The sequence below is a fragment of the Microbulbifer variabilis genome, assembly GCF_056232115.1.
The window spans coordinates 3,042,144-3,068,196 of sequence record NZ_CP174325.1 but is presented as its reverse complement, the minus strand read 5'-3'; the positions used below and the strand labels follow the sequence as shown (position 1 = coordinate 3,068,196).

Here is a 26,053-nt window from a genome sequence, read left to right as displayed (position 1 = left end):
TATAACTATTTGCGAAGAATATCTATTCGATATGCAACCGGAATAGTATTCGTTCCATTCCAAATCTTACAACGGTCTTTACCATCATAAGCCCCAAATGCTACGTTGTTACCGCTTAAGTAGGCAGCCAATAAGGCACTATACATCTCCTGCCCTTCTTCTGTGTCAAACTCAATGGCGACATACCTGCCAGCCCCCCAATTCTTATAAGTTGCAGTGCATCCATTGGGGTTAGGCCCCTCATTTGTAAGAGTAGCAACAGCATACCCTTTATAGGTACGAAGATACTCAACAGGACTACTTCCCACATCGTAAGAGAGAGTTTGCCCACTCAGTAAAACCAAGCTACCTAATAACCACTTTGCAGAATGTAAAAATTTACTCATTATAAAAACTCGTGAGAACTCCAAATTTGTGAGCTGTTTGAACCATAGCTCTGAAGGCGCAAATATATCAAAGACACCATCTGTTCATCTATAGACTTCCTATCTTTCAAAATCCTACCCTCTTAATTTTCGCAAATGCTCCTCACGGGATTTACGCATATTGATGACATGGCTTGAGCTGAGGCGGTCGTGCATCAGGTTTCCACCTAGGAAGCAGTTAATCAACCAACCGATCTTGCCCAACGGTAGGGTGAGGGTGAAACTCAGTAGGCGCCAAAGGCCGTGGCCATAGCCTATTCGCTCAAATTTTTTGTTGGTGACTTTGTAGCCCATCAAATATTTACCCGGCGTTGCCTGAAAGTGGGAGCTCTCTGCAATCCAGGCCATCAGCAGATAGGCCAGGCAACAGATTCCCAACGCTATGGTTGTGGCGGCACCTTCTGGCATATCGTAAACCTTCATAATTACAATGGAGGCGATAAAACCGACAGCGACGTACAACAACAATAAATCCAGTAAGACCGCTACGCCTCGAGCCAGCAGGTGGCCAAAATAGTATTGATCGTAGGTTTCTTCCGGCTGGATAGCTTTCTGCCGGATCAGCTTGCGCCCACCTCGAAGCCCTTGGGCAGGGTCCACAGTAACTTCTTCGCTTTGTAGTGAATTGAAAATGCAGTCACAAAGAGATTCATCCAAAGCGCCGTATAAATAGGGGGCATTACCATTCCAGTCGAACAGGTTATTGCAATACTGAATAATATTGTTGGAAATCTGTATTTGTTTTTTATCTTTAGAGGCACACTCACCTGCCTGCAAATTTATTCGGGCAAAACGCTCGAAAATTGTGAGACCCAGATTCCAGTTATATTCCTCATCGAGCATATAAGGTGTATCGGTGAGAAAACGCCAATTTACTTTTTCATTGAATTCACTGGGTTCTTGCAGCAGCCTATCCACTTGCTCCAGTACTTGATGGTACTCGGTAATTCGCTGTGCTCGCTGTGGATCTTGCTCAGTAACACCCTCTTCAATAGGATTTTCTTGTGCATCCCTACCTTCAGAATACTGCTCTTCAGTATGTTTCTCTGTAGAGGCCCCCTGCTGTATCTCACCCCCAGTTTCCTGATCCTGGACTTGGTTAAGGTCATGAGAGACTTCTGATGGAGCTTGTTCAATAGCTTCTGGGGAGACTGGGGAGTGATCTTGATGATTCAGTTCACTACCTTGTTGTTCCTGCGGCTCTGCCTGCCCCTGTAATTGCGCGGCCTCAGGGGAAAGTGTAGCCTGCTCAGCATTGGTAATTTCCGCAATAGCTTCAGTACTTTGCGACTCCTTACTTTCCTCATTCTCTTCTTTTTGACGCTCGGCAGCTTTCAGCGCCCATTTATAGGCGCTGTGTAACTGCTGAAACTCTTCTGGCTTTTCATCCGGGCGGGTATGCTTCAGTTTTTTTGCATAGGCACGCTTGATCGCCCGCGCATCATCACAGGGCGCTAGCTCGAGTATCTCCCAGGGGCTCATTAAATCCAGTCCTCACCGTCGAGCTTATCAAATATTTCAGTGAGTTCGGCACGCGTCTTGCTAATCTCCACTAGGTTTTGTTTATCCAAAACCCGGTCGAAGCTTGCGAGTAATTTAGAAATATGGTCGCGCTGCTCGCCGAGGCTCGCTTCGTACAAGCGTTCACCACGGGCGAGCAGCGCCCGGTTTTCTTCATCTTCACGGGGGTGAAATTTGAGCTTGGCCAGTTTTTCCAGGGCTTGGACTCTATCCTGTTCATTCAGGGCGCCCGGCGTAAATTCCACTAACTTATTAAATGTTTTACCGGTGGAAACGACGGTGATATCCACTTCCAGCAAACCGTTCATATCGTAGCTGTAGCGGACTTCCACAACTTCCTCGCCCCTGGGTTTCTTGGGTACCGGTACCGTGAGTTCGCCCAGATAAACATTTTTCTTTACCAGGCGATTTTCCCCCTGGTAAATATCGATACAAACTTCGTTCTGATCATCGCGGGCAGTGCAGACGCTTCGTACGATACTCACCGGCACCACGGTGTTGCGCTCAATAATCGGCAGGAAGTAATTGCCCAGCTGCGGGCTGTCTTCGTTCACTATGCCGGTACCCAGGGTGTAGGGGCATACATCGGTGAGAACAATATCATCCAACGCGGAATTTTTTTCCTTGAGCCCGGCTTGAATAGCCGCTCCCATGGCGACAACGGTATCCGGGTTCAGGTGGCAGGAGGGTAAGCGGCCAAACATACGCCCCACCATAGAGCGGAACAGGGCCAGGCGGGTGGAGCCACCCACCAGTACCACTTCGTCAATTTTAGCAGACGGCAAATCGGCATCGCGCATGGCGCGCTCAATCGGGCGCTTGGCTCTCAGCAGCAGCGGAGTGCTGAGTCTCTCAAACCATTCGGAAGTCACTTTCCACTCAACTTCACGACCACTAAGGTTTAATTTAAGTAACTGCCCCGCCTGCTGGCTGATACGGCGCTTGGCCGTTTCCATCTGCATATACAGGTTCTGCAGTTCGCGTGGTTTCAGTGAGGATTTTTTCAGTTTTAATTCTTCCAGAACACTGTCGATCATCGCTTCGACAAAATCCTCACCGCCAAGGTAGTTATCCCCGGCACTGGCATGTACCTCCATAATGCCATCGAAGAATTCCAGGATGGAGACATCGAAGGTACCGCCGCCCAGATCCAAAATAAGAAAATTACCTTCACGTTTATCATGCAAACCGTAGGCTATAGCTGCCGCAGTGGGCTCATTGATCAGGCGTTCTACCTTCAGGCCGGCTAATTCCCCAGCCTGTTTTGTTGCTTGGCGTTGGTTATCATTGAAATAGGCTGGCACACTAATCACAGCCTCGGTAATTTCTTTATTCAGGAAAGCCTCAGCATCTTCTTTCAGGGAACGTAAAACCAATGAAGAGAGTTCAGTTGCACTAAACTGCTGACGGCCTAGCTTAATTTTATGATCGGTGCCCATTAAACGCTTAAAGGCAGCAACAGTGGTATCGCTGTGATTGATCAAGCGTTCTTTTGCAGTTTTTCCTACGACCAGTTTGCCAGCCTCATCTAAACTGACAACTGATGGGGTCAAGGTCTCTCCAAGGCGATTGGGAACCAGTTTCACTCCATCGTCTGTCAATACCCCACAAGCGCTATTAGTGGTTCCCAGATCAATCCCAATAATGGCCATAATACTCTCTACCTATTTTTAAAGGCTAAGTAAGCAAAAAAATCGAACCCACAGTTTTTGCAACCGGTTTTCTACTTTGTTTATTGCGCAATATTCTAAGCGGCCAGGCATATTAATAGCCAGCTGGTGCAAGCGAACGAAAGCGAGTTTTTAACACAGAAAATGAAAGCGGTAATAAGCCGCTTTCATTTATTTTGCTACTCAGGGAAGGGAAAGGTGCAGTCCGCTAACGAACTACAGCCGAGAAATTGATAGGAGTTATTCAGGGGGAAAGACGCTGAACCGACCAGCTGCCGCTATCATCAGCACAGTAAACAAAACGATCGTGCAGGCGATTTGCTCCCCCTTGCCAGAATTCCACGGAATGCGGCACAACCCGGTAACCACCCCAGAATTCAGGCAAAGGAACCTCACCGCCATCAAAGCGGGCTTTTTCTTCTTCAAACTGCTTTTGCAGCTCTTCGCGGGAAGACAGGGGCTGGCTTTGGTGAGAAGCCCATGCGGCCAGCTGGCTGTCCAGTGGTCGGGACTGGAAGTAAGCTATAGCATCCTCCCTGGATACCGGCTGAACCTGGCCATTGACAATGATCTGACGCTCCAATAAATGCCATGGGAACAAAAGTGATACTTGCGGATTATCGGCCATGTCCCTGGCTTTTTTGCTCTGCAGGTTGGTGTAAAACACAAAACCGCGTTCATCAAAACCTTTCAGCAGAACGATCCGCTGAGATGGCTGGCCCGCAGCATCCGCAGTGGCCAGGCACATCGCAGTAGGATCTTTAAGGCCCGCTTTAACGACCTCCTCCAACCATTGTCGAAACTGCTCCAGAGGCGTAGGCTTCAGCTCAGAACGACGTAAACCGCCGAGTAGGTATTCTCGGCGCCACTGATCGATTTCCATGGTGTTACTTCCTAAGTTGCTATTGCTCAATAGTGTATCTGGCGAGTTGTGGCAAAGGTATTTTTCCGCGAGTAACTCGTCAAATCTGCTCCCCTTCCATCCCGCCAACGGTAAATGAAAGCGCGACAGCCGTACAAAGTTTCCTGTCGCGACGCAGGGGGAATCTCAATTTTCCTGCGATTTTCATCTCGCAGATGCAGACTCTGCGGGTGCTTGCGTGGCATTTGGCGGGCGGCTAGGCTCACTGCATTTTTACACGAATAAGGAAAACGGTGGTTATGTCCTCTGCACCCACATGTGCCCAGGTGCTGATGCGCCTGTTGCGCGAATACCAGGTGGAAAAAGTCTTCGGCATTCCCGGTGTACACACAATCGAACTGTATCGCGGCCTGCCAGGCAGCGACCTGATACATATCACTCCGCGCCATGAACAGGGTGCTGCTTTTATGGCGGACGGTTACGCACGCGCAAGCGGCAAACTCGGCGTATGTTTTTTGATCACCGGCCCCGGCCTCACCAACGCCGCCACCGCAATGGCACAGGCCTACTCCGACTCCATCCCCATGCTGGTTATCTCCGCAGTTAATCGCCGCGAAGATCTGGGCATGGGCCGTGGGCGCCTTCACGAACTGCCTCGGCAAAGTGATGCCAGCCGCGGCTTTTGTATCTGGCAACATTCCCTGACTCAGGCCGGACAACTGCCGGAAGTAATGGCGAAGGCTTTCCAGCTACTGCGATCCAGCCGCCCAGGGCCAGTACATATTGAAATTCCCATCGACCTGTTCCCGGCACCCATGCCCGGCCAAATAGAGGATTATCACGCCGCTCCAGCAGCTATGGCCCCAGGCGCCAACAGCACCGCTATCACCACTGCCACTCATTGGCTGCAAAATGCGCAGAGCCCCGTTATTCTTTTGGGCGGAGGGGCTCAGTCTGCAGGTGAGGCAGCTACACAAATTGCCGAAAAAGTTGCCGCTCCAGTTTTCCTGTCACTGGCTGCCAAAGGCGTAGTGGACGAACGCCACCCATTGTGCGGCGGTGCCAACCTGAGCTTCGATTGCGTGCGCAAGCGGGTGGAAAATGCGGATATCGTACTGGCAGTGGGCACCGAACTTTCCGAGACAGACCGCAATCTGGTCCGGGAAGACTACACCTTTTCCGGTAAGTTAATCCGAATCGATATAGATGCTGCACAACTTGTTTGTAACGCCACCCCCGATCTGGCCATCTGCGCCGATGCAGCAGAAAGCCTACAGCAATTAAATACCGCTCTGGTCCAACGCAGCGGAAATGCTAAAGAGCAATCCGAACAAGAGGTTGCCCAATTACTACAGGACTGTCGCAAAGAGTGGTGGGATGGCTCTGAGGAACGCCTCCCCTGGGTAAAAGCCCTGCGTGAGTCCCTGCCGGATAACGGCATCCTGGTGACAGATTCCACCCAATTGGCCTATAACACTAACCACGCACTGCCCCTCTATCATCCGCGCAGCCACGTTACCTGTACCACAGGCTACGGCACCCTGGGCTTTGCATTGCCCGCGGCTATTGGCGCCAAGTTATCCAGTGAGCGCGACGTGGTAGCGCTGATTGGCGATGGAGGGCTGATGTTTACCCTGGGGGAACTGGCAGTGGCTGTGGAACAACAACTGCCGCTGCCGATACTGGTGTGGAACAATTCCGGTTACGGAGAAATCCGTGATTTTATGGACGCCGCTGAAGTGCCCCAGGAAGGTGTAAACCTGCGCACCCCAGACTTTGTCGCCCTCGCCAAAGCCTTTGGTGCAGAGGGGTGCCGAATCAATCAACCCGGCCAGCTGACAGAAGCGGTAAGTGCAGCCTTTAGCCGAAAAACTCCAACCCTGATAGAAATCAGCGCGCCTTCAGGCGCAGAATAAATGGAAGCGTGACATGACAGATCTCAGCAAACTGCAAACCGGAAAGCTGTTTATTGATGGCCAGTGGCGTGAGCCCCTGGGTGCAGGATCACACCCTGTGATCAACCCTGCCACCGAAGCGTTAATCTGCGAAGTTTCAGAGGGCTCTGCCGAAGATGTGGATCTGGCCGTAACCGCCGCCAGAACGGCTTTTCACAGCTGGCGTAACAGTACCGCACAGAAACGCCGCGAACTGCTCAACGCCATCGCTGACGGAATGGAAAAACGCAAAGAAGAACTGACTTTCGCAATTTCCCAAACTCTCGGATGCCCCGAACATATCGCTCGCTGGCTACACGTCGACGGCCCTATCTACGCCATGCGCTTTTACGCTGAGCGCACTTCCGAGATGGAAAAAACCGAGAAAGCGGCCCATTCAATTTTATTCCGCGAGCCTGTGGGCGTGTGTGGTTTTATTACCCCCTGGAACTATCCGCTGCACCAGTTCGTCGGCAAAGTGGCACCAGCGCTGGCCGCCGGCTGCACCATGATCACCAAACCTGCCGAGATTACCCCTCTGCAGGACTTTATCATGGCAGAAATTATTGATGAGGCCGGAGTACCCGCCGGCGTCTTCAACCTGGTGCCCGGTGCTGGCTCGGTAGTGGGTGCGGCACTTTCATCCCACCCTGGCATCGATATGGTGTCTTTCACCGGCTCTACCCGCGCCGGCGTTGAAGTAGCCAAGGCTGCGGCGCCCACGGTAAAACGTGTAACCCAGGAGCTGGGCGGTAAATCACCGCTGATTATCACCCCCGATGCAGACCTGGAAGCTGCTGTACGCTGGGGCTGCGAAGATGTATTTATCAACAGCGGCCAGACCTGCACAGCCCTGACCCGTATGCTGGTACCTGCTGAGCGCTACGAAGAAGCGGTGGAAATTGCCCAGCAAGTGGCCGAAGGAATCACCATGGGCACCGGAGAAGACGCCTTTATGGGGCCGCTCTCTTCTGCACGCCAACGTGAAATCGTTCGTGGTTATATCCAGCGGGGTATTGATGAAGGTGCGCGCATGGTCACTGGTGGTGCCGAGACACCGGAGAACCTGGAAAAAGGCTTCTATGTTAAGCCCACTGTATTTGCCGATGTACACAACGATATGAGCATCGCGCGCGAGGAGATCTTCGGTCCCGTAACCTGCCTGATCCCATACAAGGATATGGACGAGGCCATCTCCATTGCCAACGATACCGAATACGGCCTATCCAGCGGCGTTTGGGCCAAGGATGCGGATAGTGCCATGCCTCTGGTACGCCGTATCGAGGCGGGACTCTGCTTCGTCAATGGGGGCGAGTTTAACTACGATGCTCCCTTCGGCGGTTACAAGCGCTCGGGCAATGGACGCGAATTTGGCGATGCCGGGCTCGGCGAGTTTATCGAACTGAAATCCGTGCAACTGCCCGCATAAACTTCTGCACCGCCCCCAAACGGGGGCGGCATAGTTGACTGCCAATCCCCTCCCAGCTATCTTTGCCCGCACATCACGAGAGTGGCTGACGCCAACGCCAACCTGCCGACCGGGGCAAGGTGGTTCTCTCTCTGCCGGCACACCAATGCCAGCGGGGAGGATGGGGCTCTACAAGAGCAATCCAACCGGATTAGCGAATACCCATTCGCCGCTTCCACGTCAGCCCTCCAAATTTTATTGTTGGAGGGACCATGTCCGAAACATCGCTATCCAGTAAAGACGTTATAGAAATTCAGATCGCCAACCAGCGAAACCGTACGGCGGTTAGGGCAGTGAGACGGGCCGATCGGCAATTGTTGTGGCAACTGCTGTTCGACACTGCGGAAGAGGCATTAAAATTCGCCACCAGTTGCCGCGCCAGCGAGCAGCCGATCACTGCCCACAAGGCGTGTGAACTGGCGGGATAAACTAGAATACACAGGCGCCAACCTGCTTAGCGCCAATCACTAAGTGCCACGAGCACCGGACAGGAGCTAAAAACAATACCATGTCAAAGCCAGAACAATTCTTTGAGCACCTGCGCGATGAACTGAAACAAATTGATGCCGACGGCCTCTACAAGCGCGAGCGTATTATTACCTCCCAACAGGCCGCTGAGATCCAGGTGAACAACGACACCCAGGTACTGAATTTCTGCGCCAATAACTATCTGGGCCTGGCCAATCATCCAGATCTTATCGAAGCTGCGAAAGAAGGCCTCGACCAGTACGGCTTCGGCATGGCATCTGTGCGTTTTATTTGCGGTACCCAGGACATCCACAAGGCCCTGGAGTCTCGCCTATCCGAGTTTCTGCACACTGAAGATACTATCCTTTACACCTCTTGCTTTGATGCCAATGGCGGCCTGTTCGAAACATTACTAGGCCCGGAAGATGCAATTATCTCTGATGCCCTGAACCACGCCTCGATTATCGATGGTGTACGTCTGTGTAAGGCCAAGCGCTACCGCTACGCCAACAACAATATGGCGGAACTGGAAAAACAGCTACAGGCAGCTGACGCCGAGGGCGCCAAGACCAAGCTGATCGCCACTGATGGTGTCTTTTCCATGGACGGCGTAATCGCCGACTTAAAAGCCATCTGCGATCTGGCCGATCGCTACAACGCCCTGGTGATGGTGGACGACTCCCACGCGGTAGGTTTCCTCGGTGAGCACGGTCGCGGCACTCATGAGTACTGCGATGTTATCAGTCGTATCGATATTATTACCGGCACCTTGGGCAAGGCCCTGGGCGGCGCTTCCGGCGGCTTCACCTCTGGCCGCAAGGAAATCATCGATATGCTGCGCCAGCGTTCGCGCCCCTATCTTTTTTCCAATTCCGTGGCCCCAGCAATTGTTACCGCCTCACTAAAGGTGCTGGATATGTTGATGGAAGGTGGTGAGTTGCGTGAGAAACTGCGCGATAACTCCGCCTATTTCCGCAAGCGCATGTCTGAAGCTGGCTTTACCCTGGCCGGCGCCGACCATCCAATTATCCCGGTAATGATTGGCGATGCCGCACTGGCTCAGAAGATGGCCGACAAGATGCTGGAGCGCGGCATCTATGTGGTGGGTTTCTTCTACCCGGTAGTACCCAAAGGCCAGGCGCGCATCCGCACTCAGATGTCGGCGGCACACACTCGTGAACAACTCGACCAGTGTATCGATGCCTTTATCGAAGTAGGCCGTGAACTGAAAATTATTTAACGCCCAATTGATCGCGGCAGAGCGCCATAGCAGGACTCACCCTTTGCATGGTTCCGCCGCGCCTTTCTATTTGTAGTTTTAATGACAATGAAAGCACTATCGAAACTGAAGTCTGAAGTGGGAATCTGGCTCACAGACGTGGAAATTCCTGAGCCCGGCCACAACGACCTTCTGATCAAAATCCACAAAACCGCCATTTGTGGTACCGACATGCATATCTATAACTGGGATGAGTGGTCGCAAAAAACCATCCCGGTCCCCATGGTAGTGGGGCATGAGTACGTAGGAGAAGTAGTTGGTATGGGCCAGGAAGTCGCGGGCTTCCAGGTGGGTGATCGTGTTTCCGGCGAAGGCCATATTACCTGCGGGCACTGCCGCAACTGCCGCGCCGGTCGCCGCCATCTATGCCGCAACACCTATGGAGTAGGCGTGGACCGCCAGGGCGCCTTTGCCGAGTACCTGGTTATTCCTGCATTAAATGCCTTCAAAATCCCGGATAATATTTCCGACGATTTGGCCTCTATCTTCGACCCATTGGGTAACGCCGTACACACCGCTCTGTCATTCGATCTTGTCGGTGAGGATGTGTTGATTACCGGAGCCGGCCCCATCGGCATTATGGCTGCTGCTGTAGCTAAACATGTTGGCGCACGCCATGTGGTAATCACTGATATCAATGAGTATCGCCTGGATCTGGCCCGTAAAATGGGCGCAACCCGTGCAGTGAACGTTGCGGAGGAAAGCCTCAGCGATGTGATGGCTGAACTGGGCATGAGTGAAGGCTTCGATGTGGGCCTGGAAATGTCCGGTGTACCCGCGGCCTTCCGCGATATGCTCGCTGCCATGAACCACGGTGGCAAAATTGCCATGCTGGGAATTCCCGCTGGCGAGATGGCCATTGACTGGAGCCAGGTAATATTCAAAGGCCTGATCATTAAGGGTATCTACGGCCGCGAGATGTTCGAAACCTGGTATAAAATGGCCAGCCTGATCCAGTCCGGCCTGGACTTAACTCCGGTTATTACCCATCAGTTCCATATCGATGACTTCCAGAAAGGCTTCGATACTATGGGCTCCGGAGAGTCCGGCAAGGTTATCCTTAACTGGAAATAGCCCTGCCCAGGCTGCGGGGCAACCCGCAGCCCAACCCTAAGCCCTTCATCAAAACAGCACTCCCTCCTGATTCTGTCGTGTTTCCTCGATATCTTCAGTATTTCTTTCTCAGTAATTCTTACTGGCTTTCTGCCTGATCCATCCCGTAAACAAAAGACACAAAAGCCATATCCATAACTTTCATATCTATAACTTTCATATCTATAACTTTAATTTATGTATCAGACGCCCGCTGGTTGTACCCTGAACCAGTAGTGAAAATAGGACAACGCCGAATACCATAGACTGGATCGTCCACCAGTAGGGAAGTTCGACAGGTAGTGATAACACTAATGCAACAGCGATTACACCACGCAGCCCCCCCCAGCTCATTAATAGGCGCCAGGATTTTGGGATGGGTGGGCCAACGAACCTCGTCAAAGGGGTCACCAAAACCACTGACAAAGCCCGTGCTCCTAAAGCTGCTGCTGTGGCAATCATCATAGCCAGCCATTGATGGGTAAACATCTCAAAGGTAATCACCAGTCCCATAATCACAAAAATGATCGCGGTAAATAGTAATCCCAACCACTCCCAGGTGGGCTCCGCGTCGGCAAGAAACGTCTTACTCTGTTTGCGCAGACAGGCTCTGGCAACAATTGCACAAGTCATCACCGAGATAATACCCGATACATGCAATATGCTCTCAGCCAGGTAAAAACTAGCAAAAGCAGCAACGACCAAAGTCATTAGAGAGGCACTGGGAGACCTGAGAAATAAAATAACCAGAGTAGTAAACAACCCAAAAACAAGCCCAACTGCCACTCCACCAAAAAATATCATACAAAAATACAGCGTCACGGGACCCACACCCAGAGAGGGGGCTTCTGCTCCCATACCAGTTGCGCCAACAATAGAATAAGTGGCCAGCCCTAAAACCAGTGAGTACAGGACTACAGCGGCAGCGTCATTAAAAAGGCTTTCACCCTCTACGAGGGTTAATAAATCCTCACCAGTTTTTTCCTGGCGAAGTTTATTGACCACTGATACCGGATCAGTAGCTGCAAGTATCGCTCCGGTAAGCAGGGCGGCAATCCAGGGGAAGCCTTCTGGATGCCCAATTCCATAGTAAGTAATTACAGCAATAAGAAAGGCACAGACTACAAGACCCAAAGTAGAAAATAGAAGAATCGGACCAATCCAACGCTTCAGTATTTTCGGCTCAAGCTGCCAAGCCGATTCGAAAATTAAAACAGGCAGAATCACAAAGAAAACCAACTCACGGAGACTGGTAGCGCGCAAGCCAGTATCATAATCAATCACTGGTAGCAATAATCCCGCCAGTACCCCAGCGACCAGGCACCCGAGTGTGTTATCGATCCTTAAGATACGGGCAATACCTAAGCCAAGAACTGCTGCTGCAGCCAAATAAAGCCCCTGCCCGACAATGACAACCACATCGTTCACAAATTTACTCTCCCAGCGATGGTCAGGATCAACCAGCAATTCAGAATTAAAAACCTCCGACTGTATTCACGATAGGTTTCTATGGTATTAAGTCCTTTCCACTAAATCCTCGACTAATTCCATATATCGATCTACAAACCTACAAGCGCTCTGTTTACTGATTAAAAATTTGCAATATCCAACAACGAATACCGACAGGCATTCGGCGGTATAGGAAATTACCGTAACGGGTTGGGTACGGTGATTCTGTGCTAATATTTCTGCTTCAAACTCAAAATAACATAATCCTTCCTCGGTACCACGCATATTGCCTCCATTCACAACACAAATTGCTGAGAGAAATACTGGTTTTTCTGAAGCACACACTTTGGCTATTTGAAGGATATCTTGCTGTTGATAATTCGTTTCAAATGTAAATGCCCTCGGTCCCTGCCGTCGACACTTTTGATTAGAACCTGATTGAAAATAGCCTGCGAGCTTCATAATATCCCCTGAAACAGACTCAGAAGGAACTTCCGAAGCGGTTGTGGCGGCACCCTCCCCCCAACAACATGAATATCAATTATCGGTTGGTACATTCTTCGAACACGCATTGGTAAGAGAATTTCTACCCATGGGCGGTGGCTGGGTAAGGTGTGATCAGATATTACCGCAATTGCACAATAGATAGCCGTATGATTTATATGGTGCCTTTCTCCAAATGCAGCAAGACACTCATTCACTTCTGTGGGTGGGGCCCGGGATATGGCATGGCTAGTACGCTTTTCAACTGCAGCCAGCTGTTCTACTGGTGGCCACATTACCTCTTTCCTACTCCGGTAAAATAAAGTATCACTACTAACGTGACCCACAGCCCTAAGTAATTCTTCAACAGGCTTTGGCAAAGACAGAGAGGCCGGCTCTGGACAAAAGCCATCAACCAAAAAAACATCCAGATAACAAAACAGAGCCATAATGGAGCGGCCGTCAATAGCTCCATGGCAGGGCGCTACCACGATCCATTCAACTTCCGCTTCTTTATTTACATAAAGGGTTACCAGGCAGGCATACCTTTCAAGATACACCTCAAAAAGAATCCCCCCAAATTCAACATTGCAACACCACGAGGGCTTTACCCCCTTCTCAACCCGGGCTCCCAACATCGGGGGAAACAGGTGTAGATAAGCGATACCTCGGTGCAAGAGTTTAATACCCACTGCCTCCCATACCCGGATAAAGACAATAACCTGGGCGCCAACTATTGACCATATAGTCAACGCCAAAAACAACGCTTTATGGGCATCCAGCTCTCGGGAAGGTGGCTCTGTCTGCATATCTGAGCCCTACATTGATTGAATCTTGTAGTCCAGCGAAGTTACTCAACCAGTATAGGAAAAGGGGAGGAATTAGGCGAAGTGGAGGCAATAAGTACTGCAAAGGGCATACCCACCGCATAAACATATGGAATATTAACTTTCTTCATATTCACGCAGGCACTACGTTAGTTTTTCCATTTTCAATAACTTCCTTAATGTATTTATATATCTATCTACAAATAGCAAAACACCTGGTTTCTTTATGAGTGGCTCACAGTAAGAGTATATGAAAACCGAATTTCTTACGGTGGAATAAGTTAGTAGTGGGATCGGATGAGCACCATGAGTTTGAAGTGGAATAGCAGTAACAATCTCAAAGTAATTCATTTCTGTGCCTAGAGCCTTCATACTTCCTACATTGGAAACACATAGCCCCTCAGCAAAAATAGGGTTTTTGTCTTCATATTCCCGTATACAACCGATGACATCCCTCAGCTCATAGTGTTTGGGGATACCAAATTTACGGGATTCTCCTGTCTCAGCTTAACGGTCAAGTTCCACTTGTAAGTATCTTGCCAACTGCCAGGTATCTTCCACATCAATATCCGGCATTACTTCGAGTGTAGTCACAGCAGAGAAAGCACCGACAGCACTCAATCCTATATGAGCACCATATAGTTCTCTCACATCTAAAGGCAATAAAACTTTTATCCAATCCCTGTGATTCGGCAGAATGCGGGAAGACTGAATAGCAACCGCACAAAATAACGCTTTAGGTCTCACTTTATGTTTCTTCCCCATGTCGACTAGAGTCGCAAGATCCCTCGTTGTAAAATTCTGATAAACAGCCCGGCCCTGACGTTCGGGAGAAAAAGCTGATTCTTCTACAAGCCATTTAAATAGTTCATCCTTTACTACCGAAGGCTCCTGGCTTGTAAAATACTTTGATGGTTCAAAGTAATTCTCGACCGCACCATACAGGGGCCGACCATCTAAATTAAAAGTCACTTCATCCCTAAAGTAGAAATCCAAGACACAAAATAATGTCATTACAGAACAACTATCTAAGGCCGCATGGCTGCTTATCAAGGATAATTCACTCTACCTTTTCTTTAGAATCAATGTAGAAGGAGAGCGTATAGGTACATTTGTCAACATCCAGCCCCATTTCTCCCCTACGATTAAACTCTCGCTCAAAGTCAAGGGGATTATCCAGTTTAACCAATTCAATAAGAATTGACTCAAAGGGCACATCACAACGCCAGATTAACTGCTCTCATGGCTCAACCCTTGCCTGCAAAAGCGGATAAACTTTATCAATTTTGGCGAATCCAGAGCATAACTGCTCAACGCTCAGCGCAGTTAAAACCTTTATGAAAGATACAACTAAAGTCCCACCACAAGTTCTTCGTGCCAGCTCCGTAAAAATAGCCTATTCTGCACCCAGCACTCTGGAGAATTGTTTAGCTGCCACAAATACGCTCCCAGTTAGAAAATTATAACACTCGCTACTAAGTCAACAAAAAATTATTACTGAGCGGAAAATACTGCTGGGCTTGCTTCTGCAAACAGTAAATCTTTAAAAAATTAATTAAAGGCTAATCTGTATTAAAACCTTAACCATCAAACACCTCCCCAAGTAACTTCATATATTTTTTCACATAATTTACAGCACTTTTTCTACTAACCAGTGGCTCACAATACCCGAAAACAAATACCCCTTGCCCATTTATTGTATAAGTCAGAACCATTATCGGATGAGCCCCATGGGTCTGAACAGTCATAATCAAGCCAAAATCAAAGAATATCAAAGGGCCCACAAATTCCTGTACATCTCCCATATTGGAAACACAAATACCGGAAAAAAACAGTCCTTTTCAGAGGCAAGCTCTTTAGCTATCTTTACGATCTCTGCAGGATTACAATCCGGCTCCAGGGCAAGATCAGAAAATGCACCACTTCTCAAGTGCACATAAACTTTTTTTTGAATTAAGCTTGCTAGACTTAACAAATCAAGACTCGTATCCTCTGGCGAGAGTGATAAAGTTAAAGATGTTGTGCACTCCCCCACAACATCTTTGCTTATCAGAGATTTACATAAGCATTGTGCATCTATAGGCAGCATCAACTCTGCTGCGGAAGAAAAACCCGGTAGTGACCGGGCAGCGAGAATGGCTATCGCACTATAAAAAGATGTAATTAATATCTTCTCTTTTTTTAGAAATGATTGTAAACGTTCGAGAGATTCTTTTGGGAGGACTCGATAAATAGAGCATCCACTTCGCCGCGAGGCGTGAGCTGCCTCCTCCACTGGCCACTTTACTGGCGTATAAACACTGTCGTTAACTCGCAAATTTGAACCTTTAAGACGTTTTCTTAAGCTAACATATTCCTCCACTGGCTTGTGCATTATCGAGGGAAAGGACTTCTCTGTTTGATACCCTCTCAAGTACCTATCTAAATCACGAATTAAGATCAATGCTGAACGCCCATCTACGGCAGCATGGCTAAAAACAAAAGCAACCCACTTCACACTTCCTTGCCTGTCGAGATAAACAGTCAGGCAATAAGTAAATTTATTCAAGTCAAGAATGCTACCTCCTAATCGCTTGAACTCCTTTTCATAATTTAAAGGTGGTGTATGCTTCTTGATTTCAATAGAAATATCTTCAAATCTCACATCGCAGAACCAATGGGCATATGGAATCCTCTTGATCCGTGAATGGAGCATAGGATGGAAATTATGTAGATACTCTACCCCCTTTATTAACTTATCTATATTCAGTGTGTTACATACCCGAAAGAAAGTTACCAGTTGAACCGCACCGTTTGACTCGCTGGTCAAATGTACATCAAGAGCTTCTTGAGCCCCAAGCTTTCGAAAAGGCTTTGCTTTTTGCATTGTGAACTCTTCCCGGCGGGGAGGTCTTTGCCCAAGGAGTATAGGAAAGAGAAAGCGCGGCACCCTTCCATATATCCACAATGTTCCAGCCTTTCCAAGCGCTATCAATAGTTCGATTCTCAGAACGCACCCAGAAACGGCTAATAATAAATAAGAATAAACAACTAGTTATGCTAGGAACAAGCTCTGACTCCAACTTGGCACCTATAACCAAACCGACCTGCTTTACGGAAAATCCGCTTTTTGATAGCTACTTTTAGATCACAGAAGCAGCCCCTTCAAAGCAAGATATGTAAAATTCTGGAAATAGTCATCCAAACCTTATAAAAAACATATCTGATTGCCATGCCATTAAATTAAAGCCAACTATTGCCCATGTTAAAAATGACGTAGCACGAACAATACATACAGGATCAGACTCACCAGATATCATCAAAGAACAATCAAAAATTACCATTATCAAATACACATTTACCCCACAGCCAACTCTAAATTATTATTCGCAAGCAACTCTATCGATGAGCCACCAATGTCGCGATACTTACCGGCAGAAAAAAATACATTTTTAGATAGCAAAGATTTCAATCAACAAAATCTAAAGGTAGAAAGTTGAACATATTCAAGAAATTAGTAATATTTCTGCTTTGTACGAGTTTACATACTTATGCAAATACCTCAGATGAAGACTACCTTACGGGTTTTATTGACAACTTTTCATCACGGAAAATTGAGAGCTCAGCAAGCCACTACTTAGCACAAACTCCTCACTTTATTTTCGACCCAAAGATATTTTCACCAAGCAGTGCAGCTGAAGTGGAGGCTATCCTAGCGGATATCCGTTTCGCACTTGAGAAGAGAGATTATGCAAGGTCTGAAATAGTCAATTTTCAAACTCAGTTTCGTGGCGAGAACCTAACTATTACGTCAGCCTTACTTAAGCGCTACACATCACATTACTCCCTACTTGATCATATCTGTAGTACCTACACTCTGGCGAATACAGAGAAGGGGTGGAAAATCCTATCCTGGTTACCCCCCCCTAAATCAACTACCCAGTGTTTTATAAAAATAAAAGCAGTAATTGAGGTTTACTTTCGTATAAGTTAAATGGGATTATAGCTTTCTTACATATCTAAAAATAACATGAAGAGAACGAAGCAATGGACGCAAAAATTCAAATCCAAGAACTTTTAAGGGAACTCTACAAGGTAATTTCTGGCCCTGCGGGTTATAAGCGGGATTGGAAGAGGCAACAGAACCTGTTCACTTCCTATGCAAAGGTAATCCGCACCTCAGCAGACAGTAATGGCGAACCACAATCACTGGTAATGGATATCCAAGACTACCCTGATAACTTTCAGGAGCTGATAGGCGAGCGGGCCTTTTACGAGGATGAAATTCAAAATATTATTGAAGTTTTCGGTAATATTGCCCACGCCTTTAGTACGTATGAAGCCTGGAAAGATGAGGAAAGAACCCAGTTTCTAAAGAGGGGGATCAACAGTATTCAGCTTTACCATGATGGAAAATCATGGAAAATTACGAATATGATTTGGGATGATGAGCGACCGGGGCTTACAGTACCTGCCAAATATATGCCCAAAACCATTACTGAAACCAATGGATAGATACATCTGCTACCCCGCTTTGTAAAACTCTTCAGGGCGGGCGCCAGCTTATTCTCTGCTAATATTTATTGGTGATCCACATTGTTGGATCAAGAAACTTTTGGATTTCACCAATAAACATGCTTAATTCAACTTACTCTTGATTAGAAATTTACCTTAACTCGCTCATTTCGGCCAAAATTTTTATCATCTATATCATTGTCGCCAAACGACAAAAGCTGTTTAAACCAAGTTTCTTTCTGGCTATTCCCAATTCCAACAAATCAATCTATACTGTACATACATCCAGCATCCTCTCCCATTGTAAAATGACAGATTCCAACAACCCTCTGCGCTTACACAAAGGTCGCGGAGCTGCCAGTAATATCACCGGGCGATTTGCCAGCCATTCAAGTACTTATGAAAGTGACGGATGGCAAGTGGACCTGGAACCTATAGAGCGCTTGATAACAACGGCTATTGAGGAGAAGGCAAAATCTATTATCGCCACTAATCAGTCACCGGATATCCCCTTCACTCAATCAATTAACCCCTACCGAGGCTGTGAGCATGGTTGTATATATTGCTACGCTCGTCCCGCTCATGCCTATATGGACCTGTCGCCGGGACTGGATTTTGAGAGCAAAATATTTTTCAAACCTAATGCTGCAGACCTACTCGAGCAGGCTCTACGTAAGCCGGGGTATCAATGTAGCCCAATTGCTCTGGGAGCAAATACAGATCCCTATCAACCCCTGGAGAAAGATAAAAAAATCACCCGCTCTCTTTTGGAGGTTATGCAAAAGTTTAACCAACCGGTAACTATTGTCACCAAGGGACAGCTCATACTTCGGGATCTTCCCATTCTTGCAGAAATGGCGCAGGACAACTTGGCCCAAATCGCAATAAGCGTGACCACTTTAAATAACGAGCTAAAGAGAAAGCTGGAGCCTCGTACCGCTGGGCCGGCAGCCCGCTTGCGTATTATTGAGCAACTAAGTACTACAGGAATACCTACCGCGGTAATGGCAGCACCTATGATCCCAGCTCTCAATGATAATGAACTGGAAAAAATCCTGAAGGCCGGTCATGATGTGGGAGCAACGCGAGCAGCCTATATCCTTTTACGACTGCCCCATGAAGTGGCGCCCCTTTTTCGAGAGTGGCTTTCTGCTCACTACCCACTAAAGGCTGGGCATGTCATGAGCTTGGTACAGCAAAGCCGAGGTGGGCGTGACTACCAAAGTGAATTTTCCCAGCGCCGCACTGGTACTGGTATTTTTGCCCAACTACTCCGTCAACGCTTTATTATTGCCATCAAGAAATTGGGATTGAATCATCGTCGACTATCGCTAGACTGCAGCCAGTTCTGCCGCCCACCTCAGCCTGGAGATCAGCAGATACTATTTTGAACTATTTTAATACCTTTTTCTGGTAATCCACTAAATGAACAGTTGGTATGTCTATTTGATCCGTACTTCCAAAGGTTCTCTTTATACGGGGATCACAATGGATGTTCAACGGCGATTTACAGAGCACAGTTCCAACGGTCCCAGAGCGGCTAAAGCTTTGCGGGGTAAGGGCCCTCTCAAACTTGAGTACCAGATAGGGGTGCCAGGTAAGTCAGCGGCACTCAAATTGGAAATGACCATCAAGAAATGGCCCAAGCAAAAGAAGGAAGCCCTGATCGCCGGCACCCTTCCACCGATGGTGTTATTCAAGGAGGGCGAGCAGGAGATAGGAAATTAAGCGACTTACTCCGGCAGAAAGCTTAAGTAGCAATAAGTTACACCTGTAACAGGCATTAGCGTCGAGTCAGTAGCCAGGCAACCTCTTCAGCGGGCACCAAACCTTTCAGGCCACCGGGAACCTGCCGATGGCCAAGCATCTCCAGGTGATAATTTGCATCATAATAGCCAAAGATCTGCCGGGAGCCGATCGCAAAAGGAGGGCCAGCTAACTGCGACTGCTCATACTCGAAGGATATTAATAGCTGTGAGGCAACCCCTGTTATTGTCATCAGGTGCTGGGTATAGCGCTTACGCATCTCTTCGGGCAATGCTACCAAAGCGGCTCGATCATATATCGCTTCCACAGAGCCAAGGGCATCTCCTGTCAGGGAAAATATATCACCTACAAAAATCTTAATTTTTTCGGCACTGTAGCACTTGAGGTTATTTTCTTTTTCTATCTTTGGAGTCAGTTCAAGCTCTTCGAAAAGTTGCTGCACAGCCACTTCACTAAGTTCTGCACCGGCGATGGCACATCCCTGAGTTCTCAGCCAAGCTATATCCCCAGTTTTTCCACATAAAGGCAGGAATATACGACTGCCTTTTTTCAGTGATAGCGCAGTAAAATATTGAGCCAGCATGGGGTTACCAGACTTTTCGTGGAAACCTATTTCATTTTTCTGCCATTTATCCAACCAGAATTTTTCTTCCATTTAAGCCCCCCCTGTGCATCAAATTAAGGCAACATATAGATTAATGCCAATGACTGAATTCTATCAATATTGTAGATATTTTAAGTCAGCTTCAGAGCCGGAGGCTGCAGGGTCAGTAAAGGCCAGAGCTGTAACGAAAACCATCGCCACTGTAAACATAACTCGTTTGAACATTGCAACTACCTCTAAGCAATATACTCCCACTTCACTATTAAAAAAACGGGATTACACCAATGATTGCTTCTTACCTGTTCGCCCAACTCCCATTCGATCCAAATAAAAAAGCTGCTAATAAAACCTTTGTTCTGTGGTACTCACATCCACTTCCCATTACAAGCTGTGGCGTCCGGGCCAAAGCCTATCGACCACCCCCGACATAACGGCACCGATCGATATCGCTGCAATCAAAATAAAGTAACTATCCAGTGATATTTTCACCTGAGCTGTAAATCCAATCAAAATGCCGATCGCGTAGCTGGAAATATTACTCACGCCCGTTACCCGACCCATTGCCCAAGCACCGATTGCCGCAAATAGCAAAGCTATGGGAAGGGCTGCAAAGTGAGGTTGTAACTGCCATTTAGCCACTACCACCTGGGCAGCAAATCCCAGGCCCAGTCCGGTAACCGCACAAGCCAAGTTGTAAGCCCCGGCCTGTAGATTCTTACCGCGTGAGTGATACGCAATGACACCTAACATAGCCACCCAAATAGGCATCCCCCCTAAAAGCGCCGCTCCAGCAGCTAACGATAATCCCAGTAGCAGGCGTATACCTTTTAACTGCCGTTTTTGGGAAAGGGTATATCCACCGCCGGTGCTATCTACAGCCCCATTCATCAGTTCCACTCCGCCACTCTCATATTTGACCGCGCAGTCCTTGCCTAAAATGCCGCCGTCGTTCCTATTCGCATAAATCGAGGGAAACGCCCACCCTCCATATTCGTGGATATTTTTACCGTTTTAATGAACAAGGTGGTAGCTAACTCCTTCCCTATCCTTGCCTAATTTTGCAAACAGGGAAATCAAGCGCCACTAAATCACCTCTAAGCGTGCTCGGGATAAATCTCAGTGCGAGTAGACATCAGGACATCTACGGGGGAGGGGTCGAGAGAAAGGCCAGTAACCCATACCCAACTATCACCAGGGAATCTGGCTACCATCGTAATTGTAGAAGTGACCACTATCGGCCTGGTTTGCCTGTAAAAGGATCTTTTTCAGGCCGCTGACACTATCCTCAGCAGATATAAGGGCTCCTGGACCACCCATCGCAGTTTTTACCCATCCTGGGTGCAGAGCTACTACCGTGATACCTCGCTCCTTCAAGTCAATCGACAAGCTTTTCACGATCTGGTTAAGGGCCGTTTTGGAGGTTCGATAGATATACCCTCCGCCAGATCGATTGTCGGCGATACTGCCCACCTTACTGCTCATCATCGCTATCAGCTTGTGTTCACTGGCCGCCACATTGTCGCAGAAAGTCTCCGCCATCATATAGGGGGCGATAGTGTTGGACTCCAGCACCCGGCGCCACTCAGTGAGATCTACCTGCCCAAAAGCCACCCCTTTGGGACCGTAATAACCGGCATTATTGAACAGGATATCTATAGGCTCTCCCTCGATCGCTTTTGCCAGGGATATCATCTGTGAATAATCTGTCACATCTAGCTGAATGGGATAGAGGTTTGAATACTGCCCTTGCAGGGTCTTGAGTTCGCTGGCCCGATCGAGATCCCTACAACAGGCGTAAACCTTCCAGCCATCACTGGCAAACTGGGCACAAATCTCCAGGCCAATACCGCGGTTAGTTCCAGTAATCAGTATGGTTCCAGACATTTCGACTCCTTCGATGTTATTCTTGCGCAAAGCGATCATAGCAACTGTAGAGCAATGTATTACTCACTAACTGATATCTTCTGGTTCCTGCTTCTGGCAACCATTGTCTGGTATATCTGGGCGAATATGGCAGCCAAGGAGCAAGTCAAACGCGCAGCATCCAACCACTGCAAGCAGCTGGGTGTCCAGTTACTCGACGATACCGTTATGCTGGTAAAAACCCGCCTCAAGCGCAACAAACATGGCCATATCAGCCTGCAGCGCAGCTATGAATTTGAATTCACTTCCACTGGGGAGCACCGTTACTCTGGCATCGCCATTCTGCATGGCAGCCGAATTGAGCAACTGCAACTGTCTCCCCACCATATGAGTTAACAGGTAATTCCAAAATGAAGCGCGGCCTCTATCGCCACCACAAAGGAAACCTTTACGGGGCCCTATATGTCGCCACTCACAGTAAAACTGAGGAGAAACTGGTTACTTACCGCGCTCTATATGGAGACTACGGTGTGTGGGCAAAACCACTGTCAATCTTCACAGAAACCCTGGAAAAAGACGGTAAAATCATACCTCGATTCGCACTGGAGAAGCCTTTCGAATTGGTTGAGAGTCAACGGGCGGGCGCATAATCTGCAACCGCTATTTGAAGGGCGGAACAATTTCGCGAATTGCACCAGGGAGCTCGCTCAATATACCCTCAAGTCACCCGGGCCTAAGCCCAAAACCCAAAATAACAAACTATTTCGCTGGGGTGCCAGTTAATTGGGTAATAACCAGCTACGCCACATAATAAGGACACTCGGTGGACAATAAAAACATCATGATCTATGGCGCTAATGGTTATACAGGCGAACTAATCGCCAGAGCAGCCGTAGCACAGGGTTATCACCCTATCCTGGCCGGACGCAACCCCCAGAAGCTCCAGTCCGTCGCAGACCAGCTCAACCTGCCTGCAATAGCAGTTAGCCTTGAAGCCACTGAAACCCTGGAGCGCAGCCTGCAGGATGTATATCTGGTAATTCACTGTGCCGGTCCATTTTCATCAACCGCAGAGCCGATGATGCGGGCATGTATTCGCTCAAAAACCCACTACCAGGATATTACCGGCGAAATCGCGGTATATGAGGCAGCCCATAGCCTAGGAGCTGAGGCTGAGGCCGCCGGAGTAGTGCTTTGCCCGGGCACAGGATTTGATGTAGTCCCCACCGACTGCCTGGCGGCGGCACTACACAAAAAGATGCCCTCTGCCACGCACCTGGCATTGGGGTTCGACTCTGATTCAGGTTTGAGCCCCGGCACTGCGAAAACCTCAATCGAGAGTCTAGGCGTTGGTGGTGCCATACGCCGCAAGGGGAAGATTGAGACAGTCGGCCATGGCCAGCTGACACGAGAGATAGACTTTGGCCGCGGCAGTAAGTTTGCAGTTTCCATTCCATGGGGAGATGTCGCAACCGCCTTTTACTCCACCGGTATTCCAAATATAGAGGCATATATTCCCATGAGCCCCAAAAGGGCGAAGAAATTGAAGCGCCTGAATAGTATCCGCTGGCTGTTGGGCACCCAATGGGTGCAGAATTGGCTGAAATCCAAGGTCGATAAATCAGTGCGCGGACCCAATGAGGAACGCCGCAAGGAACAGAAGACCTGGGTCTGGGGTGAGGTGCGCAACGACCGCCGTGGAGAGCGAAAAGTGGGGCGTGTCATCACCGCCAATGGATACGATGTTACAGTATCCGGTTCACTGGCAGTTATGGAGTTTCTCCTCACTTACTCGGGAAGAGGCGGCTATTTCACGCCATCAATGCTATGTGGGCCAGAGCTAGTGGAAAACCTACCTGGTTCCAGTAATATAGAAATCAAAATTTCTTAACCAAAAACCTCTCTTCAGGCGGGTAATTCTTTTACCCGCAGGGAAAACCTGTCTTTTTACGCTTTTAAGCGTTCATTTATTCTAGTTTTTTAGCACAAGGGAAAGTCCCACCAGATTTAAAGAGCCCGCCGCCAAGTCATCAGATTCTCCAATTTTTGAGATTTCACTATTGCGACATAATTCGGTCAACTCCGTGCAATAATCAATTCCTATGTTGGCTGCATGCGAGACTTATCCATGAATCTGAAGAGTGTCGATGTGTCCCTGGTCCTGTATATGATGGAAAGGGCATCACAACCCAGTTCGCGCAGGCGTTACCTGTGGATGTCAAAATCCGGTGATGGCTGGCTATCCGTAACCGTACTCATCAGCCACATTATTTATAATACAGCCACACAGCTTTTTATTGCAGCCCTAACCGGCGTTGCAGTCGAAAGATCTCTGTATTGGGCCATCAAGAATACAGCCCGACGCAGGCGCCCCCCACAAGCCATACCCGGCATGCGTCCCATCATCATCGCACACGATAAATTCAGCCTGCCCTCAGGTCATACTTCCGCTGCTTTCATGCTTATTACTTTTTTAACGCTTGAGTTCAGCCCTCTGTGGGGCTTTGGTTATATCTGGGCCATGGGCGTCGGCGTAGCACGGGTCGGCCTGGGCGTGCATTTTCCCTCAGATATTTGTGCTGGAGCCCTGCTCGGTACCTGTGTTGCAATAACCACGAGCGTAACTTTCTCATGAAGATACTTTATGGTGTGCAAGCTACAGGTAATGGCCATATTGCCCGCTCACGCACATTGGCAATGGCGCTGCAAAAATACCCCGAGCTGGAAATCCAATGGCTATTTTCCGGTAGACCAAAAGAAAATTTATTTGGCATGGAAATTTTTGGAGATTATTGGTGGCGGAGAGGTTTAACATTTATACATCGAGAAGGGAAATTAAAAACCTTTGAGACAATCCAAAAGCTCGGTTTCTTCCAATTTAAAAAAGAAGTTTCAGAATTACCAATCGATGAGTTCGATTTAATTATTAGTGATTATGAGCCTGTAACTGCCTGGGCAGCTAAAATTCGAAAGAAAGCTAGCGTGGGGATCGGCCACCAGTATGCATTTCTCTACCCGATCCCTGCCCCCAGATTTAATTGGCTCGCCCATAACATATTGCGGATCTTCGCACCGACACAAAAAAGCCTGGGTTTACATTGGCATCATTTTGGACACCCCATACTTCCACCAATTGTTCCACCACAAAAAGGACCCGATCAGGATGCGGGAAGCCATATCCTGGTATATCTACCTTTTGAGCATCCCGTCCCGATGCTGGAGGAACTTTCAAAAGTAGATGACCAGTTTATCGTATACGGTATACCTGAGAACCTGCCTGCTGCTGAGAATATCTGTCTCAAAGCGCCTTCCACCACTGGATTCCAGCGGGACCTGGCAAATTCCAGGGCAGTTATCTGCAATAGCGGCTTCGAGCTGCTGGCCGAGACACTGGCTCTGGGCAAGCCAATTCTCAGCCGCCCACTGGCCTCCCAATTCGAACAGCTGGCCAATGCCAAGGCACTTAATCAGTTAGGGCTGGCAAAAATTGTTCAGTGTATTAACGCTCAAAGTATCATTAACTGGCTTAACAACCTACCGCCACCACTACGTATCCAGTGGCCTAATGTGGCGGAGGCAATTGCCAGATGGATTGCTGCTGGTTGCAAACAACCACCGGCTGAAATGGCCGATGCCCTGTGGCGTAAAGTGGTACCGAGACCCACTGAAAGCCGAGACTACACTTACCAAAACACCTCTAAATAGCACGACCATATCCTCTCACTATATCGCCAAGTGCAATCACACAATAAGTCATTGTCCAGTGCCAATACTGCGCGTTTACTTATATGCTGATATGGCGGTAGGGTAGCTTGACTAATCTATCGCCGTACCTAAGCAACGATGA

The 26,053-nt window shown here is 48.4% G+C and carries 27 protein-coding genes and 1 riboswitch; of the genes, 14 read left to right on the top strand and 13 right to left on the bottom strand.

The features are described from left to right. Positions 1–5: 5 nt before the first annotated feature. The 4 genes from ACJJI7_RS13630 to pdxH all read right to left on the bottom strand — a co-directional run bounded on the left by ACJJI7_RS13630 (position 6) and on the right by pdxH (position 4,499). The gene (locus tag ACJJI7_RS13630; RefSeq protein WP_282951182.1) at positions 6–386 is read right to left on the bottom strand and encodes a hypothetical protein; all 381 of its coding nucleotides are present in this window, start codon (positions 384–386) and stop codon (positions 6–8) included. A gap of 114 nt (positions 387–500) precedes the next feature. Further along, a complete protein-coding gene (locus tag ACJJI7_RS13625; protein WP_444901935.1) occupies positions 501–1,907 on the bottom strand; it encodes an RDD family protein in 1,407 nt (468 codons plus the stop codon). After that, positions 1,907–3,598, bottom strand: coding sequence for an Hsp70 family protein (locus ACJJI7_RS13620; protein ID WP_444901936.1), 1,692 nt, complete (start codon positions 3,596–3,598; stop codon positions 1,907–1,909). The genes ACJJI7_RS13625 and ACJJI7_RS13620 overlap by 1 nt, the downstream gene beginning before the upstream one ends. A gap of 262 nt (positions 3,599–3,860) precedes the next feature. Then, on the bottom strand, positions 3,861–4,499 hold the full coding sequence (gene pdxH, locus ACJJI7_RS13615; RefSeq protein ID WP_444901937.1) for a pyridoxamine 5'-phosphate oxidase: 639 nt from the start codon (positions 4,497–4,499) through the stop codon (positions 3,861–3,863). Between the two features lie 278 nt (positions 4,500–4,777). Here pdxH and ACJJI7_RS13610 point away from each other — a divergent pair, with 278 nt between their 5' ends. From ACJJI7_RS13610 to tdh, 5 genes are all read left to right on the top strand, one after another. Further along, positions 4,778–6,394, top strand: a complete 1,617-nt coding sequence (locus ACJJI7_RS13610) for a 5-guanidino-2-oxopentanoate decarboxylase (protein WP_353374999.1) — start codon at positions 4,778–4,780, stop codon at positions 6,392–6,394. A 13-nt stretch (positions 6,395–6,407) separates the two neighbouring features. Continuing rightward, on the top strand, positions 6,408–7,841 hold the full coding sequence (locus ACJJI7_RS13605) for an aldehyde dehydrogenase family protein (RefSeq protein ID WP_020411817.1): 1,434 nt from the start codon (positions 6,408–6,410) through the stop codon (positions 7,839–7,841). A gap of 65 nt (positions 7,842–7,906) precedes the next feature. Beyond that, a riboswitch (SAM-I-IV-variant riboswitch) is annotated at positions 7,907–8,035 on the top strand. A 57-nt stretch (positions 8,036–8,092) separates the two neighbouring features. Then, complete coding sequence (locus tag ACJJI7_RS13600) at positions 8,093–8,308, top strand: hypothetical protein (protein ID WP_282951186.1); 216 nt, start codon at positions 8,093–8,095, stop codon at positions 8,306–8,308. An 80-nt stretch (positions 8,309–8,388) separates the two neighbouring features. Continuing rightward, the gene (locus ACJJI7_RS13595; protein WP_282951187.1) at positions 8,389–9,588 is read left to right on the top strand and encodes a glycine C-acetyltransferase; all 1,200 of its coding nucleotides are present in this window, start codon (positions 8,389–8,391) and stop codon (positions 9,586–9,588) included. A gap of 87 nt (positions 9,589–9,675) precedes the next feature. Continuing rightward, positions 9,676–10,701 carry an L-threonine 3-dehydrogenase, zinc-binding type gene (gene tdh, locus ACJJI7_RS13590; protein ID WP_282953608.1) on the top strand — a complete coding sequence of 342 codons (1,026 nt, stop codon included), beginning with the start codon at positions 9,676–9,678 and terminating at the stop codon, positions 10,699–10,701. A 201-nt stretch (positions 10,702–10,902) separates the two neighbouring features. On the opposite strand, the gene ACJJI7_RS13585 is transcribed toward tdh, so the two are convergent. The 6 genes from ACJJI7_RS13585 to ACJJI7_RS13560 all read right to left on the bottom strand — a co-directional run bounded on the left by ACJJI7_RS13585 (position 10,903) and on the right by ACJJI7_RS13560 (position 16,344). Beyond that, a complete protein-coding gene (locus ACJJI7_RS13585; RefSeq protein ID WP_157533322.1) occupies positions 10,903–12,147 on the bottom strand; it encodes a cation:proton antiporter in 1,245 nt (414 codons plus the stop codon). An 87-nt stretch (positions 12,148–12,234) separates the two neighbouring features. Then, a complete protein-coding gene (locus ACJJI7_RS13580; RefSeq protein ID WP_444901938.1) occupies positions 12,235–12,630 on the bottom strand; it encodes a hypothetical protein in 396 nt (131 codons plus the stop codon). Beyond that, positions 12,627–13,460: a hypothetical protein gene (locus ACJJI7_RS13575; RefSeq protein WP_444901939.1), complete on the bottom strand. Its 834-nt coding sequence runs from the start codon at positions 13,458–13,460 to the stop codon at positions 12,627–12,629. Before ACJJI7_RS13575 ends, ACJJI7_RS13580 begins: the two co-directional genes overlap by 4 nt. 525 nt (positions 13,461–13,985) lie before the next feature. Then, entirely contained in the window at positions 13,986–14,492 is a 507-nt protein-coding gene (locus ACJJI7_RS13570) for a hypothetical protein (protein WP_020411810.1), read from the bottom strand. 46 nt (positions 14,493–14,538) lie between these two features. Then, positions 14,539–14,694 (bottom strand): hypothetical protein, encoded by a 156-nt coding sequence (locus ACJJI7_RS13565; RefSeq protein ID WP_444901940.1) that lies wholly within the window; start codon positions 14,692–14,694, stop codon positions 14,539–14,541. 555 nt (positions 14,695–15,249) lie between these two features. Further along, positions 15,250–16,344: a condensation domain-containing protein gene (locus ACJJI7_RS13560; RefSeq protein WP_444901941.1), complete on the bottom strand. Its 1,095-nt coding sequence runs from the start codon at positions 16,342–16,344 to the stop codon at positions 15,250–15,252. Positions 16,345–16,953: 609 nt separating this feature from the next. Between ACJJI7_RS13560 and ACJJI7_RS22640 the strand changes: the two genes are divergently transcribed. The 4 genes from ACJJI7_RS22640 (at position 16,954) to ACJJI7_RS13545 (ending at position 19,700) form a co-directional block, all read left to right on the top strand. After that, on the top strand, positions 16,954–17,451 hold the full coding sequence (locus ACJJI7_RS22640; protein ID WP_507021861.1) for a DUF6841 family protein: 498 nt from the start codon (positions 16,954–16,956) through the stop codon (positions 17,449–17,451). Positions 17,452–17,504: 53 nt separating this feature from the next. Then, the gene (locus ACJJI7_RS13555; RefSeq protein ID WP_282951196.1) at positions 17,505–17,972 is read left to right on the top strand and encodes a hypothetical protein; all 468 of its coding nucleotides are present in this window, start codon (positions 17,505–17,507) and stop codon (positions 17,970–17,972) included. 308 nt (positions 17,973–18,280) lie between these two features. Continuing rightward, positions 18,281–19,363 (top strand): PA0069 family radical SAM protein, encoded by a 1,083-nt coding sequence (locus tag ACJJI7_RS13550; protein ID WP_444901942.1) that lies wholly within the window; start codon positions 18,281–18,283, stop codon positions 19,361–19,363. Between the two features lie 34 nt (positions 19,364–19,397). Then, entirely contained in the window at positions 19,398–19,700 is a 303-nt protein-coding gene (locus tag ACJJI7_RS13545) for a GIY-YIG nuclease family protein (protein WP_051089466.1), read from the top strand. Between the two features lie 55 nt (positions 19,701–19,755). Here ACJJI7_RS13545 and tmpT read toward each other — a convergent pair whose 3' ends face one another. The 3 genes from tmpT to ACJJI7_RS13530 all read right to left on the bottom strand — a co-directional run bounded on the left by tmpT (position 19,756) and on the right by ACJJI7_RS13530 (position 22,227). Beyond that, positions 19,756–20,394, bottom strand: a complete 639-nt coding sequence (gene tmpT / locus ACJJI7_RS13540; RefSeq protein ID WP_282951199.1) for a thiopurine S-methyltransferase — start codon at positions 20,392–20,394, stop codon at positions 19,756–19,758. A 330-nt stretch (positions 20,395–20,724) separates the two neighbouring features. Then, complete coding sequence (locus ACJJI7_RS13535) at positions 20,725–21,231, bottom strand: DUF1097 family protein (protein ID WP_282953609.1); 507 nt, start codon at positions 21,229–21,231, stop codon at positions 20,725–20,727. 300 nt (positions 21,232–21,531) lie between these two features. After that, a complete protein-coding gene (locus tag ACJJI7_RS13530) occupies positions 21,532–22,227 on the bottom strand; it encodes an SDR family oxidoreductase (RefSeq protein ID WP_282951200.1) in 696 nt (231 codons plus the stop codon). Between the two features lie 54 nt (positions 22,228–22,281). Here ACJJI7_RS13530 and ACJJI7_RS13525 point away from each other — a divergent pair, with 54 nt between their 5' ends. The 5 genes from ACJJI7_RS13525 to ACJJI7_RS13505 all read left to right on the top strand — a co-directional run bounded on the left by ACJJI7_RS13525 (position 22,282) and on the right by ACJJI7_RS13505 (position 25,911). Then, the gene (locus ACJJI7_RS13525) at positions 22,282–22,602 is read left to right on the top strand and encodes a DUF3301 domain-containing protein (protein ID WP_020411799.1); all 321 of its coding nucleotides are present in this window, start codon (positions 22,282–22,284) and stop codon (positions 22,600–22,602) included. Positions 22,603–22,616: 14 nt separating this feature from the next. Beyond that, entirely contained in the window at positions 22,617–22,856 is a 240-nt protein-coding gene (locus tag ACJJI7_RS13520) for a DUF1653 domain-containing protein (protein WP_282951201.1), read from the top strand. Positions 22,857–23,029: 173 nt separating this feature from the next. Continuing rightward, on the top strand, positions 23,030–24,097 hold the full coding sequence (locus ACJJI7_RS13515) for a saccharopine dehydrogenase family protein (protein ID WP_282951202.1): 1,068 nt from the start codon (positions 23,030–23,032) through the stop codon (positions 24,095–24,097). A gap of 237 nt (positions 24,098–24,334) precedes the next feature. After that, complete coding sequence (locus ACJJI7_RS13510; RefSeq protein WP_020411796.1) at positions 24,335–24,841, top strand: phosphatase PAP2 family protein; 507 nt, start codon at positions 24,335–24,337, stop codon at positions 24,839–24,841. Continuing rightward, positions 24,838–25,911, top strand: a complete 1,074-nt coding sequence (locus tag ACJJI7_RS13505; protein WP_444901943.1) for an MJ1255/VC2487 family glycosyltransferase — start codon at positions 24,838–24,840, stop codon at positions 25,909–25,911. The genes ACJJI7_RS13510 and ACJJI7_RS13505 overlap by 4 nt, the downstream gene beginning before the upstream one ends. Positions 25,912–26,053: the final 142 nt, after the last annotated feature.